The sequence below is a fragment of the Persicimonas caeni genome (assembly GCF_006517175.1).
Taxonomy (GTDB): domain Bacteria; phylum Myxococcota_A; class Bradymonadia; order Bradymonadales; family Bradymonadaceae; genus Persicimonas; species Persicimonas caeni.
On the sequence record NZ_CP041186.1, the window covers coordinates 6,927,424 to 6,944,627 of the forward strand.

Sequence of the window (17,204 nt, forward strand, 5' to 3'; positions counted from 1 at the left end):
TACCCTCCTACGGAGGCGCGCATTCACCTATCACGGCGCTTCGACGAGTGTCAAACTGGCCCGCGTGATTTCTGCGGGTGCGCCAGCGCTCGCGCTGCCCGGGCGTCGATCTTCAAGCCAATCGGGTACGGATCCTCGAGGCCCGGGTACATCTTAGATACATCTACTCGCAAGAAAGAACGAAAGGCCCGCCGCGAGATTCCCGGCGAGCCCTCGATTTTCGACGTGCAGAAGCGGATTAAAGCTTGCGGAACACGCCTACGACTTTGCCCAAGATGCCCGTGTCGCGGCCTTCGTCGGCGCGCACATAAATCGGCTCCATCGTGGAGTTGGCCGGCTGCAAGCGAATGCGACTGCCTTCTTTATAGAAGCGCTTGACGGTCGCCTCGCCGTCGACCATCGCCGCGACGATTTCTCCGTTGCGCGCGGTCTGCTTGCGCTCCACGAAGATGTAGTCGCCGTCGTGGATGCCGTCCTCGATCATCGACTCGCCGGTAACCCGCAGCCCGAAGATGTCGCCGCCGCGACCCAGGAGGCTCTCGCCGACGGCCAGAAACTCCTCGGTGTTCTCGATCGCTTGGGCTGGCATGCCCGCGGCGATGCGCCCGACGACGGGCACGTTGCGCACCTGCTGGTCGTACACGGACGTATCGTCGGTGCTCGAGACCGCCTCGCGCCCGTAGGCCGAGCCATCCGGGTTGAACAGGGGCTTGAGCGCGCGCGATTTGCCGTCTTCCCGCTCCAGATACCCCTTGCGCTCGATAGCTTTGAGGTGGTCGTTGACCCCATTGGTCGATTTGATCCCGAGGTGATCGCCGATCTCGCGAATCGTGGGCGGATACCCCTCGGTGTCGATGCAGTCGATGATGAAATCGAGCACCGCGGTCTGCCGCTTGGTCAGTTTGTCGAGTTCTTCTGCCATAAAATCTTGTCCGTTCAGTGAGATGTTCGGTGTCTGAACATTCGTCACGTTACTGAACGGGTGTTTGGGTGTCAATGGCGGAGCTGGTCAGCGGTCGATCTGGCGTTCGAGGGCGCGAGCCCTCTAGAAAAGCTCGAGCTTTCCTTGGGCGAGCAGGCTGAACACGTCCATCGACACCGCCACGCTCACGTGGATGGCTACGCCGAGCCAGATGCTGCGGGTGAACAGAGACAGTACGCCCAGCGCGATGCCGGCAAAGATGGCCCCGAGGGTCTCGGGCATCGGCTTGCCGAAGTGGATCATGCAGTAGGGGACCGTCGACAGGAGCACCGAGTAGACGCCGAAGCGATGCTTGAGGCCGTGGACCAGAAAGCCGCGAAAGAAAAACTCGAGGCTCAAAAACTGCAGGGTGTAGGTGAGCTCCCACAGCAGAAAGTCGAGCCAGCTGCGGTCGGCTTGCTCGTAGAAGGGATAGGTATTCTGAAAGCTCTCGGTGAACGAGACGGCGAAGACCGCCGGGATCACCGCCACGAACAACGCCACATAGATCCAGCTATGCTCGAGCGCACCGCGAAGCCCGAGTCCGAAGTCGCGCAGGCGCTCGCGCATCACGAACTTCACGTACAACAGCGGGATGAGCATGTAGCCCACGAAGGTGCAGCTCGACCAGTACATCAGCCGGGCCAGGCGGGCGTACTCACTCTGGCGGAACGTGTAGGTGAGGCGCTCCTTGGCGTCGTCGAAAAAGAGGGACAGCGGGCCTTCGAGCAGCCAGAAGTCCGACGAGCCGCCAAAATACTCCAGAAAGCTGAGCACGAAGCAGCCGACGATCACCAGCCCCACCAGTCGCCAGTCGATCCGGCGGCGGTTGGCCTCGGTCCATCGGTTGCTCTCGGTCTCGACGCGTTCGAAGGCGTCGAGAAACTGGGTGCTCCACCTATTGATTACTTCGCGCATACGACGGCGGGGACAGCTTGGACGTGGTCGGGAGGCCAAAAAGGGTCAAAGTCGGCACACGATCTACGCTCCCGACCGCTTTGTAAACCCCGAGGCCGCAGATTTGTTTCCGCGGCGTTTGCTGCAGGGGCGGCCTTCCGGGCTTTTGCCCCCCATAGCTCAATCTCAAACTATCTGCATGTAGGATTGAGCAGCTTCTGTCGCCGGCCCTACCCGCTTTAAGTGACACTTTAGGTTGCGCCCGCAAGGTGTGTTTTGTGTGGGGAAAAGAGGTTGTTTAACAGGGGGTTGCGGGTTTGTGTGGGGTGCCGAAGATCGGCTTTGTACCTGTTCAGAGCGGTAAAAATGATTCGCGTGTAAGAAGTCGGGCCGAGGCTCGGCGGCGAAGAGAGCGGCAAAATCAGCCGGCGATGCCGACGGGAGACTTTTTACACACGAATCAAAAGGGGCGGGCAATGAAAACGTAATCGCGCCGGAGTGCGTGGCGTGCCCGGTCGTTTCGATGTGGGGCGCTACGCGGCAACGCAGCAGCTGTAGGTGGTTCCTGCGGGCTGCGCTACACGGAACCTAGACTACTGGGGGGAGTTATGTGTCACCCACCGCGGCTAGGAAGTGTCCAAGATGTTCGAGGGTTCGGGATTCGGTGTCTCTTGCTGGGCCTACTTGTCGCCTTCGGGGTCGGCGGTTGTGGTTTGTCGGACTCCGATGATCCGCGGCCTTACCGTTCGGCGGCCGAGCGAGGCCCGGGCGCAGACAAAGGCGAAGAAGAAGAGAGTGAAACCGAAGACGACGAGTGTCCGTCTCCGAGAGCCTGCCCTCACGGCGACCAGATCGACTGGGAGCGCTCGCTGATCATCCGTGACTCCGAACTGCTCGAGGGGTTTTCCTTCAAGCGCGTCATGGATCAGATCGTCGCGACCAGCGGTGAGCCGAACATGACGTCGCTCGAGTTGTACCAGCGTTGGTGGGATACGATGAACGCCGAGAACGAGCGCCAGCCGCTGGTCAGCTCGCCCGACGACGGCGAGCTCGCGCGCTTCGACCAGCCCTGCGATGCCGACGTGCTCGACGGGCAGACCTTCTTTAACGACTATCCCATCGAGTGTCCCCGTATCGAGGGCATCCTCGCCTACACCAACCCATTCGAAGAGACGATCGAGGTCGACGGCCAAGAGGTCGACAACCTCGATGCCTACATCCCTCTCGGGTTGTTCAACCGCATGGACCTGGCGCCCTCGGACGGCTCACACTGCGGCGAGATGCGCATCGTCTTCGCCAAAAACTCGGGGACGCTTCCCCGCAACCAGTTTTCGCCTCCCCCGGGCGGCAACCGAAACCTGCTCATCTTCGAGGCGGTCATCCCCAACCCCAACCCCGAGTGCGGCATCAACGGCTGTCTGCCGCTGGCCCAGGAGTGGTACAAGCTGTCGAAGATCCGCAACCAGAGAGCCCTGCGCGCCCAACTGGAGAAGCTGTACTTCGAGGGCTTCGATAATTTCCCCGCGGCGATCCGCGCCGATCACCTGGGACCCAAAGGCGGCCACGTGCGCACCAACCAGTTTATGTCGGCGGTCTCGGTCGACCGCTCCACGCCTCCGCAAAGCGGCCCGCGCGGCTTCGCATTGTGGCAGTTGCGCGACTTCAAGCTCACCAAGAATTGCAGTGGCGGCTCGTGCGAGCTCGGGATCAAGCAGCTGCCGATCGATGACAACCCGTTCGGAAACCTCTTTTCTTCGGAGTCGAATTATCCGCAGGCCGATGGCTTCAAGAAGCAATTCCTCGAAGAGATCCCTAACTTGGCCATCCCAGGGCTGAAGACGATCTCGATGGACCTGGACGCCAAGTATCTCGCCGGCGAGAGTAACGCGCCGCCTGCTTGCCTGCCGCCCGGCACGCCCGGGGCTCCCCCGGGCGCGCAGATCCCCGACGACGCTTGCTACGACAAGCACTTCGACCCCGACTCGCAGTTCGCCCAGGACATCCAGCGCGAGCTCGACCAGCTGGGATCGAGCGTCACGCCCACCCAGATCGTCCAACGTGCCGACACCTTGTCGTGCGGCGGCTGCCACCAGAACGTCGAGAACGCCGACGTAGGTAACGGCGAATTCCAGTCCGAAAAGCCGATGGACTTCGTCCACATCAGTGAGGAAAACCCGATCGATGGCCGCTACCACAGGCTGTCGACGATGATGCACGAGATGGATATCCCCCACCGACTCGAGGTGATGCGCGAGTTTATGTGCAAGGGCGAGCACCTGCACGAAGATGAGAAGAAGAAGCTCGAAGGGCGACCCGGCGTCGACCAAGAGTTTTTGGAGCGCCGCTTCGAGACCCTCGGCGGACCCGACCGCGTTCACTGACCGAGGGCGTGGGTCGGGGGGCCTGTGGCCCGGTCTCAGGTCGCAAGCCCTTATCCACGTTTGACACGGCCCCCCCAGTGCGCTTGACTGACGCGTGTCGAAATGAGTGATGGATGGGCCGATGTGGTGTGGGACGATGCGCGCGAAAAAAGAGAACGTTCGGGGGGCCCGATTCCAGTCTTATCTGCTGAGCTTGTTGGTCGGCTTCGCGGCGACGGTCGCGTTGTCGGCCTGCAGCTTCGAGACGCGCAGCTCGCAAGTGACGAGTTGCTCGGAGGACTACGGGTGTCCCATCGGTGAGGTGTGCGTGGACGGCTATTGCACGTCCACCGAGGGGGCCGACGTAGTCGACGATGCACAACTCGCCGATGTGTCGGTGGATGCTAGCGACGGCGATGCCGCCGTCGACGCCGAGGTGACGGACGTGGTCGAGGATGCGGGCGACGCCGACGTGGCGCGCGACGCGACGGATGCTGCCGACGTATCTGATGCCGCAGATGTCAGCGATACGGGCGATACGGGCGATACGACGGACGCCGACACCGGAGACGATGCGGGCGTCGACGCCGACACCGGAAACGACGCGGACACGGGAGCAGACGCCTCCGCCTGTCCCGACGGTGGGACGCCGCAGCCCGAAATCTGCGACGGAATCGACAACGACTGCGACGGCCAGATCGACAACGACCCGGAGAGCGTCGGCGAGACGTGCGATACGGGCGATGTGGGCGTCTGCGGCGTGGGTGAGCGAGTCTGCAATAACGGTCAGCTCGAGTGCCAGGCCACGACGACCGGCTCGGCGGAGGTGTGTAACGGCCTCGATGACGACTGCGACGGTCAGGTCGACGAAGAGGCCGCCGAGGTCGGTGACGCCTGCCAGACCGGCCGGCCGGGCATCTGCGCCGACGGCGAGAAGCGATGCCAGTTCGGCCAGCTCGTCTGCAAGCCCATTATCGGGCCCCTCACCGAAGTGTGCGACGGCGAAGACGACGACTGCGACGGCGAGGTCGACGAGACGTTCGCCGAGCAGGGCGATGCGTGTCAGACCGGCCAGATCGGCCAGTGCGCCGACGGCGGCAAGCAGTGCGTCGGCGGCCAGGTCGTGTGCGAGCCGGTCAACCCCGCCTCCCCGGAGGCGTGCGACGGGATCGACAACGATTGCGACGGCTTGGCCGACGAGGACGACAGCGGCATGGTGCTCACTGCAGCCTGCGGTGCGGCGACTTGTCCCGGAAGCGGCGTGAAGTTGTGCATCGGTGCGCAGTGGACCGCCTGCCGCGAAGACGTCCAAGAGATCTGCGACGGCGCCGACAACAACTGCGACTCACAGGTCGACAATCAGACGCCGTGCTACCAGGTCTGCCCGGGCGGCGACATCGCCGTGGGCACGCTCGACTGCTCGACCTCCACGGGTACCTGCGAGCTCCCCCAGGAGATCTGCAACGACGGCACCGACAACGACTGCGACGGCCAGGTCGACGAGAACTGCTCGGGTGGCAACGTGCGCGACGGCATGGTCTTCGTGCCCGGCGGCCCGTTTTGGATGGGCTCGCAGACCACCGATTGGGGCTACCAGCAAGACGAGACGCCCCAACACCTCGTCGAGCTCGACCCCTTCTACATCGACCAGGCCGAGATCACGCGTCGGCTGTATCGCGCCTGCTGGAGCGATGGGAGCTGCTCGCTGCCCGATTGGGGCTGCCCGTACCAGGGCGCTGGAAGCACCAGCGACCACCTCGACAAGCCCATCGGTTGTGTGAGCTACGCCCAGGCCGCCGATTATTGCCAGTGGGCCGGAAAGCGCCTGCCGACGGCCGCCGAGTGGGAGAAAGCCGCTCGCGGGCCGTATCCGCGCCAAAACCTGTTCCCGTGGGGCGACACCCAGGACACATCGCTCGCAGTCGTCGATTGCTCGAACGGGCTCAACGGCTGCGTGGCCAAGTCGGTGTCGTATCCTGCAGGCGCGAGCTACTACGGCGCGCTGCACATGGCCGGCAACGTCGCCGAGTGGGTCACCGACTACTACGACCCGAACTTCTACACCTCGACCTACACGGTCGCGCCCGAGCAGACGACCGACGGGGGCGACGGCCACGAGGTGCGCGGCGGCAGCTACGACCAGACGCTGCGCTATGCGCGGGTGTCGAACCGCGCCGCGCTTACGTTCCCGACCGTCGAGGACGATGCGGTGGGCTTCCGGTGTGTGTTGGACGCGCCCTGAGAAGTGCGGGCGCCTCGATTTCTGAAGGCCTTCTACATAAGCAATTAAGGACATAAGGGTTGCGAACTGGCGCATGAGGGCGATACGCAACCCCTATGTCCTTAATTGCCTATGTAGAGGGCGTCTCAATCACTGAAGGCTGGCCTCTTAGGTAATCCTCAGCTATGACTAAGCCCGGAACACCCAACGCCGAGAAGTCCACGTGTCTTCTCGGCTTTTTCACTCGCCGCGATGAACGATCGAGCGAACCATGCGCGACAAAGACACCATGCGCGACCTGAGCAAACTCATCCGCAATCCAGCCCGGGACCACGCCGCCGACAGCCCGCGCACCGTCGCGGTGCTGCCGCCCGAGCTCGCCAACCAGATCGCCGCCGGCGAGGTGGTCGAGCGGCCGGCGTCGGTGGTCAAAGAGCTCGTCGAGAATAGCCTCGACGCCGGGGCGCGGCGCGTCGAGGTGACCATCCGCGAGGGTGGGCGCGAGCTGATTCGCATCGAGGACGACGGCTGCGGCATGCACCGCGAGGACGTGCTTCGCGCCGTCGAGCGCCACGCCACGAGCAAAATCTCGCGCATCGATGACCTGCACACCATCGGCACGCTCGGGTTTCGCGGCGAGGCGCTGCCGTCGATCGGCTCGGTGTCGCGCACGGAGATTCGCACCAAGCCCCACGGCGAGGTCGAGGGCACCCGCGTACTCATCGAGGGCGGCCAGATCAAAGAGGTCGACGCCACCGGCATGGCCGCTGGCACGCTCATCACCGTCGAGGACCTCTTCTTCAACACCCCGGCGCGCCTCAAGTTTTTGAAGACCCCGGCCACCGAGAGCCGCCACATCACCGAGATGCTCGTGCGCATGGGCCTGAGCCGGCCGGACGTGCGCATCCTGCTCAAAAAGGACGGCAAAGTACGCCTCGACTTGCCCGCGGTCGAAGACCTCAAAGACCGCGTGCTCGAGATCATGGGCCGCGAGGTCTACGACGACCTCTACCCGACCTACGAGTACCCCGCCATCAACGGCGTGGTCGCCCGCGGCTACTTCTCGAAGCCGGGCCACTCGCAGCGCACCTCCAAGAATATCTACACCTTCGTCAACGGGCGCTACGTCAGCGACAGCACCATCCGCGCGGCGATCAAGGGCGCCTACGGCACGATGCTCGACAAGCGGCGCTACCCGTCGGTGGTGCTCTTCGTCGAGGTGCCCTTCGAGTTGGTCGACGTCAACGTGCACCCCGCCAAGACCGAGGTGCGCTTCCACGACACCCAGCCCATCTACCGCGCGGTCTACCACGCGATCGCCGACGAGCTCGCCGAGGCGCCCTGGCTCGACCGCGAGGGGAAGAAGGTCTACTCGCTGGGCGACGGCGACAAACGCACTTGGAAGGGCAGGGGCGGCTCGGAGGGCGAGCAGAACGCAGCCGACGGCGGCGAGCGTATGGTCAAGCCGGGCATGGCGAGCTTCGAGCCGCTCAACGCGCGGCACCGACGCATGTCGCAATTGCAGGGCCGCGGCTTTACGCCCACCGGACGCGGCGAGGTCGCCTCGCCGTTCTTCTCGAGCGACGACGACGAGAACCGCGCCCAGCAGGGCTTCTCGGCGCGCGGCGCGTCGCCGCTTCGCGAGCCGCCGCGCGTGGGCATCGGCGACACCGGCCTCGCGCCGCCCGATCAAGCGGGTGGCGACGCCGGCGCCGACAACTACTTCTCGTCGCTCAAGGTGCTCGGCCAGTTCAAGCGCGCTTATATCTTGTGCGAGGACGCCTCCGGCCTGGTCATCATCGACCAGCACGCCGCCCACGAGCGCATCGGCTTCGAGCGGCTGCGCCACCTGTACAGCCGCGAGCACAAGGAGACCCAGCCGCTGCTGTTCCCGCTGCGCCTCGAGTTCGACACGCTGCGCGCCGATACCCTCGAAGACAGCCTCGACTTCTTCGAGCAGGCCGGCTTCGAGATCGAGCACTTCGGCGGCCAGTCCTACGCCCTCAAAGCCGTGCCCGCCGTGTTACAGAAGGCCAACCACGAGCGTCTCATCAAAGACGCCATCGACGACATGGCCGAGCTGGGCCGCTCCGACCGCGTCGAAGAAGAGATGGAGGCGATCCTGAGCCGCATGGCCTGCCACTCGGTCGTCCGCGGCCCAACCCCGCTGACCACCGAGGAGTGCGAATCGCTCCTGGAGCAGATGGACGAGATCGACTTCAAGGCCAACTGCCCCCACGGACGCCCCGTCTACTACCGCATCCCGCTGCTCGAACTCGAAGAGTGTTTCGACCGGCGATAGAGAGAGATTCACCACGGGGAGCACGGGGACACGGGGGAGAGGCACTTTTGTTTTTCCCCGTGTCCCCGTGTCCCCCGTGGTGAACCCAAATTACGTATGGACATTGCAGACATTTCGACATCCGGACTTCCCAAGATCCTCGTCATCGCCGGGCCCACGGCCGTCGGCAAGACGAGCCTCGCGCTCGAGGTGGCCGAGAGGTTGGACGGGGAGATCGTCAACTACGACAGCGTGCAGCTGTATCGGATGCTCGACATCGGTACGGCCAAGCCCAGCGAGGCCGAGCGTGCGCGGGTGCCGCATCACCTGTTCGACGTGCTCGACCCCGACGAGGAGAGCAACGTCGCCGACTATATCGCGATGGCCGAGGAGGCGATCGCCGATATTGTGCGTCGTGGGAAGATTCCGATTCTGGTCGGCGGGACAGGGATGTACGTGCGTATCTTGGTGCACGGCATCTTCGAGGCGCCGCCGCCCGACGAGGAGATTCGCGCGCGACACCGCGCGCTCGCCGAGGAGAAGGGGCGCCCGTTCCTGCACGCCAAGCTCGCCGAGGTCGACCCCGACCTGGCCGAGCGCATCCATCCGAACGACCTGGTGCGGGTGAGCCGGGGCCTGGAGATCTACGAGCAGACGGGCAAGCCGCTGAGCGTGCACCAGCGCGAGCATCGCTTCCAGAAGCCCAACTACGACGCGCTCAAGATCGCGCTGTTGCGCCCGCGCGACGAGCTCTACGAGCGCATCAACCGCCGCGCCGAGCTGATGCTGGAGCGCGGGCTCGTCGAGGAGTACGAGGCGGTGATCGCGGCCGGCTATGATCGGCAGTTGAAACCCCTGCAGTCTCTGGGGTATCGGCAGATGGGTGAGCACATCTTCGACGATGTTCCGCTCGACGAAGCCGTCGAGGATATCAAGGGCCAGACTCGCCGGTATGCCAAGCAGCAGATCAGCTGGTTTCGCAACGAACCCCATATTCACTGGGCGCTGGCCCCGCTGGAGCGTGACGGCGAGCTGCCGGCGCAGGTGCTCGGCGATATCGAGACGTTCTTCGAGGGCGGCGAGCCCGACCTGGAGTGGGCGCAACTCGACCCGTACGACGTGTCGCGGCCAGACTAAGACGCGAGTTCAGAAATCGGTACGCCCGCTATTGGGGGCGAGGGCAAAAGACGCCCTCGCAAAACGTCGATTAGAGTGTTCTTTCAATGCAGCTATTGTGGTTGTCAGGGCTACACTCAAATTGTAGTTCGCGCGCAGTTCAGCGCCCCTAATAAATAGCAGGCGCAACAATTATCGAGGCCTACAAAAATGAAACCGTTAGTCCAACCCTTCGTAAACGACGTCAAACCCTACGTGCCCGGCAAGCCCGTCGAGGAGCTGCAGCGCGAGTTGGGCATCACCGACATCATCAAGCTGGCCAGCAACGAGAACCCGCTGGGCACCAGCGAGAAGGTGCGCCAGGTCGTGCGCGAGGCCGCCGAGCGGCTGCACATCTACCCCGATGGCGCGGCGTATAACCTCAAGCAGGCCATCTGCGAGTTTCACGACGTCGACATGCAGGAGGTCGCCACCGGCGCCGGCTCCGACGAGCTGTTGATGCTCTCCATCGACACGTTCATCACCCCCGGCGAAAACGGCGTCGTCAGCCAATACGGCTTCGGCTCCTACCCGATCTCGCTGGTCGGCCACGGCGCCGAGGTGCGCACGGTGCCGGTGCTCGACGGCTTCACGCCCGACGTACAGGGCATGATCGACGCGTGCGACGACGACACCAAGATGTTGTTCCTGGCCAACCCGAACAACCCGACCGGCACCTACGTGCCCGAAGGCGAGCTCCGCAAGCTTCTGACCGAGGTGCCCGAGCACGTCGTGGTCGTCATCGACGAGGCCTACAACGAGTATATCCAGGCCGACGACTACGCCTCGGCGCTCGACCTGCGCGACTTGCGCGACCGGTTGATGATCACGCGCACCTTCAGCAAGTGCTACGGCCTGGCCGGCCTGCGCGTGGGCTACGCCATCAGCACGCCCGAGATCATCGGGCTGATCAACCGCATCCGAAAGCCCTTCAACGTCAACCTCGTCGCCCAAGAGGCCGCCATCGCCGCGCTCGCCGACCGCGAGTTCGTCGCGCGCTCGGTCGAGGTCAACGAGGCGGGCAGGGCGCAGCTCGAAGCTGGCTTCGAGACGTTTGCCGCGTTCGGGGTTGACTGGGTGCCGAGCCAGACAAACTTCTTGTTGGTAGAGATGCCCGTCGACGGGCGCACGATCTACGACGTGATGCTTCGCCGCGGCGTCATCCTGCGCCCGATGGCCGGCTACGGATTGCCCAACTACTTGCGTATCTCCATCGGCACCGAGGCGGAGAACGCCCGTTGCCTCACCGAACTCGCCGACGTCCTCGAAGAAGTCACCAGCCAGGAGGCCCCCGCATGATTGTCGCCATTGACGGACCCGCAGGCGCAGGAAAGTCGACGATTGCCCACCGCGTGGCCGAAGAACTCGACTTCCAGCTCATCGACACCGGCGCGATCTACCGCACGGTCGCCTACCGTGCGCTCGAAGACGGCAAAGACCTCGACTCCCCCGAGGAGGTCGCCACCCTGGCCGCCTCGTTGCACCTCGACTTCGAGCGCAACGACGACGGCGAGAACGTCTTGTATTGCGACGGCGAGCCGATGGGCAACGAGATTCGCACCCCGCACGTCACCCGCGCCTCGAGCCAGATCTCGAGCATCCCCGCGGTACGCCAAGCCCTGCTCGGCATCCAACGCGAGCTGGGCAAGCGCGAGTCGAGCGTACTCGAGGGCCGTGACATCGGCACGGTCGTCTTCCCCGACGCCGAGGCCAAGATCTTTCTGACCGCCTCCCGCGAAGTGCGCGCCCACCGCCGCCTCGACCAGATGAAAGAGCGCGGCATGGACGGCGACCTCGACGAGGTCCTGGCCGAGATCGTCGACCGCGACCGCCGCGACATGGAGCGCGACATCGCTCCGTTGAAGAAGGCCGACGATGCGGTCGAGATCGACACGTCGGAGCTTGAGATCGAGGATGTCGTGCAGCGGATTTTGGAGGTGGTCGAGGAGAAGAAGTAGCTGTACTTACTGGTGGCATTGCAGGAGTGTAGCGATGCCCCCGGCCGGCCTACGCCGGCCGCCCCCCGCGCGGAGCGGCGGGGGGCTCTATGGTCGACCTGGCGGAGGTGGTTCAGAAGCGAACCTTCGAGAATCGACCACTCCTAATAGGCCGACCATAAAGGCCCCCGTTGCTTCGCACGGGGGCCGGGGTGCGGAGGCACCCGGGAGCATTGCTGCGCATCGGCAATGCCTCCAAATCGCAACGTCCCAACAATCGACCAGTCCGAATAGGCCGACCATAAAGGCCCCGTAGCTTCGCACGGGGACCGGGGTGCGGAGGCGCCCCGGGGGCATCGCCGCGAACCGGCAATGCCTCCATCTCACTCCTCCTCGACCTCCTCCGCCTCCTCCGCCTCCTCACAAGCCTCACGTATCTGCTCCAATACCGCGTCGATCTCCGAGTAGATTTCAACGACGTCAAAGCGAAGCACACGCACGCCGTGCTTTTCTGCGAGTAGTTCGTCGCGACGCTCGTCACGCCGCGCCTGCTCCTCATTGTGGTGCCCGGGGCCGTCGACCTCGACTGCGATCCGGCACGAGGTGCAGTAAAAGTCGACGATGAACGGTTCGAGAATGTATTGGCGCCTGAATTTCCTGCCATCGAGCTGCTTCTTGCGCAGCTTCGACCATAAGCGGCGTTCAGGTTTCGTTTGGTTCTTTCGCAATGTCTTTGCGCGCTCTGCGAGTGCTTTTCGGTGGGTGTATTGGTGTCGCATGAATCGCTCCGTTTTGCCTGTGTGATGTGAAACCTCATATAGGTTTTCGGCAAAATGGGTGGGATCGTTGCGTGCAGTTCGGCGAGATCGGGGCGTGGTGGCGGTTCGGGTGGGTTTTTTCTAGGGGGTCTCTGTTTGGGGCGGTCGACGGGTGGAGGCATTGCGGATTCGCAACGATGCCCCCGGCCGGCCTTACGCCGGCCGCCCCCCGCGCGGAGCGGCGGGGGGCTATATGGTCGACTTGGCGGAGGTGGTTCAGAGGCGAACCTGCGAGAATCGACCACTCCTAATAGGCCGACCATAAAGGCCCCCGTTGCTTCGCCCACTCGATCCGAATCAGCGAGGAGGCGTGGGGGGCGACCGATCGGGAGGATCGTCAAGAAAACAAAAAGGATGTAATGATTTTGTTCGACCAAAAACAAACCGGGCACAAAGCCTGGAAATCATTACATCCGGAGACGATCATGCCAGACACTCGCCTCAATGTCAGCCTCCAAAATCACGAGCGTTCCGAGCCGCAGCGAGCAGTGCCCGCTCACTTCAACGAGTATATCGTAGCCTGCGAGCATCTGCGCGGTGAGGGCATTTTCGACGAGATCGAGCAGCAGTTTCGGCTCGACCGAAGCGGCTACCAGTTTATCGACGCGGTGCTGGCGGGGCTGGCCTTTTTTAGCGCCCAGCCCACGTACTCGGGGCTTCGTGGGATGCTCGACGAAGTCAATGGCCGAGGGTGGTCGCAGGCCCTGGCAGCGGCAGGGGGGCGAGACAGGCTTTGCAGCCAGGCATCGATGTCGCGCGTTTTGGGCGACATTCCCGAGGAGATGGCGTGTCGATTCAAAGAGCAGTTGCTCGGAGCATGGACCCCGGCGGCGCCTTTTTCGGCCTACGAGGCTGTGCTGTGGCGCGATTGCACCGGGCAGTCCTGGCACGGCTTCGCCATCGATGGGCGCGTGCAGCCTTTTCGACGCCGGGCGCTGTGCGAGGGCGAGGAGTACCCGCCCGCCCGCCGTCGGGTCGACAGCTTGGGCGCCAAACCGGGCTATTCGGGCCGAAAGCGCGCCGACGTCCAGATGGAGACGTCGATCTTGGAGCATCTGGGAAGCGGGCTTTATCTGGCGATGAATTATGCGGCCGGAAACGGCCAGCTCAGCGATGACTTTGCGCAGGGCCTGGCACTGATAGAGCGATGGGCCAACGCCCGCGGGCTCGAGCCCGGCCGGTGTTTTCTGGCCATCGACGGCCACCAGGGAGGGTTTGCCCAGCTGCGCGCGGCGCTTCGCTCGCCGGTGCACTTTTTGACCCGGCTTCGTTACTACGAGCCGCTCAAAGATCCTGCGGTGCGCGCTCAGCTGGCCCAGCAGACATGGCAGAAGGTCGACGATTCCCGAAGCGGCCCCCAGCGCTGGGCGACCGAAATGGGCGACTACTGGCTTGGTGACGCTCGGGCCAGGCTGGTGGTCAGCTGCTTTGAGCCGACCGACGGCAAGAAGCGCGGCGCCGGATGCTTTGTCGACGGGCTTCAGTACGAGGTCTACGCCTGCGATCTCGACCCGACGGCCTATCCGGCCGCAGAAGTCGTCACCACCTACTACGCCCGGGCCGGCCGCCAGGAAAACGGCTTTGCCCGACTCGATCGGCACATGGATCTGGAGAAGATGTACTCGGATTGCGCGCCCGGCCAGCAGGTCATGATGGCGCTGGGGGTTTGGCTACACAATTTCAGGGCCATTAGGGGCGCCGAGCTCTTCGGCGAGCTCGAGCCTATCGACGTCGAGGCTGCGCCGCGCAAGCTCGAATCGGCCGACACGCTGCCGCTCGCGCCGACCGGTGCCCCCGCACCCCACGCAGCCCCAGCGGCAGGCCGTCCGGAGCCGGCCTCGCTCGCCGTCGGCTTCGAGGCATCGCACGCCTGGTGGCAGGGTGTCACCCGAAAGGTCGAGCAGCGCATCGGTGGGCTCGATGGATTCAGCTATGACGCTCAAACCCGCCAGATCGGCTGTGCGAAAGGCGCCTATCTGGGCCTGTCCGGAATGCGCCAGCGCGGCGGCCGTGTGATCGTCAGATTCCGCATCGGCTCCCCACAAGCCTGCCAGGGCTGCCCCTTCCGCCGCGAATGCACCTCGTCGACGTCGCCGACCTACAGAAAAGAGATCGAGATTCACATGCCGCCGCCAGCCACGCTGGGTGCGCACGACGAGCCAGCTGCGATCCAAGGCCAAGATAAGGCCGCTGACGCGCCGACGCATGGCAGTGATCCCGCTGATAAGGCGTCGCCCTCAACGGCCCTGCTAGGGCTTAGACTGTCGATTCCTGACGACTTGCCCGAACCCGGCGACCTCCACATGCGTCAGCCGGTACTGGTCGCAAGCACCTTTCGCAACGCCTTTCGAAAAGCTGCTCGAAGCCTCAAGGTCGAGGTGACAAAATCTCCACCGGATTCCTCAACTCGCCACGTAGACTATCTGGCGATGACCGCCGCACGTCGCCAGCGACGCCGGAAAACCTGGGACGAGCGGCTACAGTGGAACAGCCTGCCCCAGCAGGCCAACATAACAATCGCCATCAGAGCCCCCTTAACTGCCGCACGTCTTTTACCGGAGGCAAATACCCCCGCATCGGATCCCCCCTTTCAAAACAAGGCGAATAGGTGATCCGAATCGAGTGGGCTTCGCACGGGGGCCGGGGTGCGGAGGCACCCCGGGGGCATCGCCGCGAACCAGCAATGCCTCCACATCGCAACCTCCCCAAGAAAATCCACCAATCCCGCCCTCCCACACGTACTACCTCCCACGACTCACCGAACCACCGTGATGGGAGGGAACGAAGTGCTCGACAAGACGAACTGGCTGACCGCATTGGCGATGATTCTGACGACCGTCGCCTGCAGCGACCCACCCTCACCCCCAGCCCGAGACGTGGGCACGGCGGACACCGCCGACGGCGGCCTCGCCGACGCCCTGACGACGCGGGACGAGCCCGACATCGCCACCGACGACGAGGTCGTCTTCGGGCGCGTGCCGCCCAACACCGACGATTCCAACTGGGAGGGTGAGTGGAAGCGCATGACCGTGCAGAACGTGGGCGAGGCGCCGCTTGTCATCGAGGACATCTACGTGACCGGCAGCGACAACTTTCGAGTGACGTATCCGGCACAAGGAGCCGAGGTGGGGGACGTGTCCCGTGACACCGAGAGTTGGCCCGAGACGCTCGCACCCGACGCCTCCTTCGATGTGCGCGTCTGGTTCAGGCCGGACGACAACCTGCCCGAGCAAGCTACGCTCGTCTTCGAGACGAACGACCCCGACGAGTCGGTGCGGGAAGTTCTGCTGTGGGGCGGCTCCGGGCCGCCATGTCTGGAGGTTCGGCCTGGCGACCAGATCAACCTGGCGCAGGGCGAGCCGGGGCAGGAGGTGCGCGAGCGGGTTTACCTGCAGAACTGCAGCCGCAGCCGCCCGTTGCAGGTCTCGCGCGTCCAGATGAGCGACGATGACGAAGGGCGCTTTGGTCTCGAGAGTGCGTCGACGCCGGTCGAGGTGCCGCCCGGCGAGCGCATTTGGTTCGACGTCGTCTTTCAGTCGGTCGACGAGCAGACGCACACGGGAGAGGTGCTCATCACGAGCGACGACCCGTCCCACGGGCAGATTCGGTTGCCCGTGTTCGCCCGCGGCGCCTCGGATACCGACTGCCCGTTTGCCAGAGCCGACGCCTGGGTAGCGGGCTCCGACGAGCGAACGCGACCGATCGTGACGAGCCCGCTGGAGGGGATCATGCTCGACGCGTCGCGAAGCTTCGATTTCGACGGCTCGGTGGAGCGCTACGAGTGGACGATCTTGGAGCGCCCCGAGGGTTCCTCGGCGCGCATTCTGCCGTCGAGCGATTCTGTCGAGGCGCGCTTCTTCGTCGACCTGGCGGGCTTCTACATGGTCGGGCTCGAGGTGTACGACGACGAGGGCAACGCGAGTTGCAATGGGCGGCAACTCGTCATCGTCGAGGCGGTAGTCGCCGATGACATCTATATCGAGCTTCTCTGGGAGACGCCCGGCGACTCCGATCCAACCGACTACGACGGGACGGACCTCGACCTGCACTACCTGCATCCGCAGGGAGAGTGGGACCAAGCGCCGTGGGATGTCTGGGGCTACAACGCCATGCCTGACTGGGGCATGCAGGGAGACCAGGAGGACGATCCGCGCCTTCTGAGCGACGACACCTACGGAGGCGGGCCCGAGGTCATCGCCCACAGTCAGCTCGAGAGTGTCGAGTATCGTCTGGGCGTCTTCTATCGCGGCGACAATGACCTCGGCCCGAGCTATGCGACCGTGCGGGTGTACGTGGGCGGGGAGCTCGAGTGGGCGTATCCCGCCAAGGAGTTAAGCCAGACCGGGGCGTTCTGGGAGGTTGCCACCATCGAAGGGCCCGATGGGAGCATCACGCCCGTCGATGAGGTGTATGAGGGGTTTCCGGAGGAGTGAGGTCGAGGGTGGGGAGGCATTGCAGGCGAGGGCAAGAGGCCCCCGCACCGAACAGTTCGCGCACATTCGGTGCGAGTGCTTCCAGCTCTCGCAGGCGAGGGCAAGATGCCGCCGCACCGAACAGTTCGCGCGAAAGTCTTC

At 64.2% G+C, this 17,204-nt stretch carries 11 protein-coding genes; 8 read left to right on the plus strand and 3 right to left on the minus strand.

Annotation, left to right across the window (positions count from 1 at the left end):
- Positions 1-238 precede the first annotated feature (238 nt).
- Positions 239-922, minus strand: a complete 684-nt coding sequence (lexA, locus tag FIV42_RS25800) for a transcriptional repressor LexA (RefSeq protein WP_141200480.1) — start codon at positions 920-922, stop codon at positions 239-241.
- Positions 923-1,045: 123 nt separating this feature from the next.
- Positions 1,046-1,879, minus strand: a complete 834-nt coding sequence (locus FIV42_RS25805; RefSeq protein ID WP_141200481.1) for a CPBP family intramembrane glutamic endopeptidase — start codon at positions 1,877-1,879, stop codon at positions 1,046-1,048.
- Between the two features lie 650 nt (positions 1,880-2,529).
- On the opposite strand from FIV42_RS25805, the gene FIV42_RS25810 reads away from it, so the two are divergent.
- From FIV42_RS25810 to cmk, 6 genes are all read left to right on the plus strand, one after another.
- Positions 2,530-4,239, plus strand: coding sequence for a hypothetical protein (locus tag FIV42_RS25810; RefSeq protein WP_141200482.1), 1,710 nt, complete (start codon positions 2,530-2,532; stop codon positions 4,237-4,239).
- Between the two features lie 136 nt (positions 4,240-4,375).
- Positions 4,376-6,460 (plus strand): formylglycine-generating enzyme family protein, encoded by a 2,085-nt coding sequence (locus FIV42_RS25815; protein ID WP_168210953.1) that lies wholly within the window; start codon positions 4,376-4,378, stop codon positions 6,458-6,460.
- Between the two features lie 250 nt (positions 6,461-6,710).
- A complete protein-coding gene (gene mutL, locus FIV42_RS25820; protein WP_141200484.1) occupies positions 6,711-8,741 on the plus strand; it encodes a DNA mismatch repair endonuclease MutL in 2,031 nt (676 codons plus the stop codon).
- 96 nt (positions 8,742-8,837) lie between these two features.
- Positions 8,838-9,857, plus strand: coding sequence for a tRNA (adenosine(37)-N6)-dimethylallyltransferase MiaA (gene miaA / locus FIV42_RS25825; protein WP_141200485.1), 1,020 nt, complete (start codon positions 8,838-8,840; stop codon positions 9,855-9,857).
- A 189-nt stretch (positions 9,858-10,046) separates the two neighbouring features.
- A complete protein-coding gene (gene hisC / locus FIV42_RS25830; protein WP_141200486.1) occupies positions 10,047-11,174 on the plus strand; it encodes a histidinol-phosphate transaminase in 1,128 nt (375 codons plus the stop codon).
- A complete protein-coding gene (gene cmk / locus FIV42_RS25835; protein WP_141200487.1) occupies positions 11,171-11,833 on the plus strand; it encodes a (d)CMP kinase in 663 nt (220 codons plus the stop codon). Before hisC ends, cmk begins: the two co-directional genes overlap by 4 nt.
- A 362-nt stretch (positions 11,834-12,195) precedes the next feature.
- Here the strand turns inward: cmk and FIV42_RS25840 are convergent, their stop codons facing one another.
- Entirely contained in the window at positions 12,196-12,591 is a 396-nt protein-coding gene (locus FIV42_RS25840) for an endonuclease domain-containing protein (protein ID WP_141200488.1), read from the minus strand.
- Between the two features lie 464 nt (positions 12,592-13,055).
- Here FIV42_RS25840 and FIV42_RS25845 point away from each other — a divergent pair, with 464 nt between their 5' ends.
- The gene (locus FIV42_RS25845; protein ID WP_141197440.1) at positions 13,056-15,242 is read left to right on the plus strand and encodes a hypothetical protein; all 2,187 of its coding nucleotides are present in this window, start codon (positions 13,056-13,058) and stop codon (positions 15,240-15,242) included.
- Between the two features lie 174 nt (positions 15,243-15,416).
- The gene (locus FIV42_RS25850; protein WP_168210954.1) at positions 15,417-17,063 is read left to right on the plus strand and encodes a hypothetical protein; all 1,647 of its coding nucleotides are present in this window, start codon (positions 15,417-15,419) and stop codon (positions 17,061-17,063) included.
- Positions 17,064-17,204 lie beyond the last annotated feature (141 nt).